This window comes from Chromobacterium aquaticum (assembly GCF_021129195.1).
GTDB classification, from domain to species: Bacteria; Pseudomonadota; Gammaproteobacteria; order Burkholderiales; family Chromobacteriaceae; genus Chromobacterium; species Chromobacterium aquaticum.
The window spans coordinates 1-2,172 of the sequence record NZ_JAJOHW010000227.1 but is presented as its reverse complement, the minus strand read 5'-3'; the positions used below and the strand labels follow the sequence as shown (position 1 = coordinate 2,172).

Annotated in this window: 1 protein-coding gene; it reads left to right on the top strand. The window is 70.9% G+C overall.

Annotation, left to right across the window (positions count from 1 at the left end; all coding sequences use genetic code 11):
* Positions 1–2,172: LysM peptidoglycan-binding domain-containing protein (locus LQT98_RS23210; protein WP_231465550.1), on the top strand; the 2,172-nt coding region annotated here is incomplete at both ends.

Sequence of the window (2,172 nt, the reverse complement as noted above, 5' to 3'; positions counted from 1 at the left end):
CGCCGGCGGCGGCCGCGGCCGCGGCCGCGGCCAGGATGCAGTCCGGCACCGGCGCGTCCATCGCCAGCTATATCTTCGGCGATTACTTCTGCCTGCTGGCGCGCCAGGCCTTGCAGGCGCTGCGCGACGGCCTCGGCAATTTCAAGCTGGTGATCCAGCCGGCGCAAACGGTGGTCGAGATCGTCGCCTGGGTCAACGCCACCGGCCAGCTGTCCGGCGACGACGCCTTCAGCGCCGGCCAGCTGTTCGTCGCCAACCAAGAGCACCTGCTGGCGGCGCGCGCCCAGCCCCTGACCGTGGCCGGCATGCGCTGGCAGACGCCGGGCGGCTTGAGTTTCGATCAGATCGCCGCGCAGTCGCTATTCGGCGGCGGCTTCGGCGGCGAGCAACTGGCGCGGGCCAACGCCGACGAGGCGCGCATCCTCGCCGCCAATCAGCGCATCGCGCTGGGCGACAAGGTCTATCTGACCCAGGACGGCGACTCGCTGGCCGGCATCGCCGCCGGGCTGGGCGTGTCGCTGGACGCGCTATTGCAAGGCAGCGATGTGCTGCGGCGCGCGGATCTGCTGCTGCCGCTGGCGATACTGGCGCTGCCGGCCTTCCCACAGCCGGTGGCCGCCGGCGACACCCTGGCCGGCATCTCCGCGCGGCTGGGCGTGAGCCTGGACCTGCTGGCCGCCGCCAACGGCGCGGCCGCCGGCTTGTTCGATCACGACAGCGATCCCAATCTGAACATCCCGGAACTGGCGCAATTCCAGGTGGGCGAACTGATAGACGAGGCGCTGCGCACGCTGGCGTTCCAGAACCTGGGAGCGATGGCCTCGCGTTACTATCTCAACGGGTTGAGGCTGCCCACCGCCGGGCTGACGGCGAAATCGCCCGGCCTGTTCGTCAAGCCCAACGGCCAGGGCGGCTATGACTATCCGGCGCAGCTGGGCCTGTTCGCGCTGACCGGGCAGGCCTTCCCGCTGCCCGCGCTGCAAGACCCGGCGCAAGGCGCGAAATTCAGCTTCACCCTGAGCCGCGGCAGCGCCGAAACCTGGCTCAGCCTGGGCGCGCCGGGCAGCGCCAGCGCCCGTTTCGAAGTGGGCGCCGACGATTATCTGCGCTATGTGAAAGTACGCGCCGCCGCCACCGGCCAGCCGCTGCGCACCGACACGCTGGCGATCCGGCCGCTGCTGGACGCCGAGGCCCAGGCCTCGCGCTTCCCGCTGTCCAGCTCCCAGCCGTGGCAGTGCGCGGCGCCGGTGACGCTGCCGCGCCAGGCCCATGCGCCGGAAGTGGCCGAGCTGCGCTTGTGGAGCCTGCCGGACTCGCTGATCAATACCCCGCTGGAACAAGGCGTGCTGCCGCGTTTCGCGCCGCAGCTGGCGCGCACCGACGCCGCCACCGGCAGTGTCAGCGAACAGCCCCTGCTCAATTACGGCTTCGGCATGCTGATCCCCTTCGGCGTGCGCCGCACCCAGCCGCTGGCGGGCAATCCCAGCAGCCAGCGGCTGTATGAAATCATCGGCGCGCCGGACAAGGAAATCGTGTTGCTGGAGCGCCTGCTGAATCAACTGCGGGGTCCGGGCGCCGGCCTGAGCCAGTTGCTGGTCTTGTATCGGCCGGCGACTACCGGCAGCGAGGTGGCCGGCTGGCAGATGGAAAATCCGGCCGCCAGCCTGGCCGGCATCGCCAAGGTCAATCTGTCCACCGAGACCCGTCCGCCGGCCCAGAGCGGCCTGCGCGCGCTGGCGCTGGCCGAGAACGGCTTCCCCAATCTGATCGGCGCGCCGGACGAATTGCTGCGGCTGTTGTGGGAGGCCAGCATCACCCGTCAGGGCGGCTTCTTCCTCAGCTACAGCCAGGGCTTGCAAGCCGGCGGCACGCTGTCCGGCCTGCCGGACCATGTGTTCAACGACAGCGGCGAGGCCGAACTGGCGGTGCTGGCGCTGTTCGCCGTGGACGAGGGCGAAGGGCAGGCGGTGGGCGACTGGATGAATGTGCTGGCCACCAATGAATCGTTCGACGCCAGCGCCGCCGCCCTGGTGGCGGCCGCGGTGCTGCGGCGGGAACAGACCGCGCCGCTGTCCGCCGTCTCGCTGTCCGGCGTCGCCGCCGCCTACTACAGCCGCGTCGACAGCCTGGCCCGGCTCAACGCCGAGCGGCCGCTGCGCGGCGGCGCCGCGC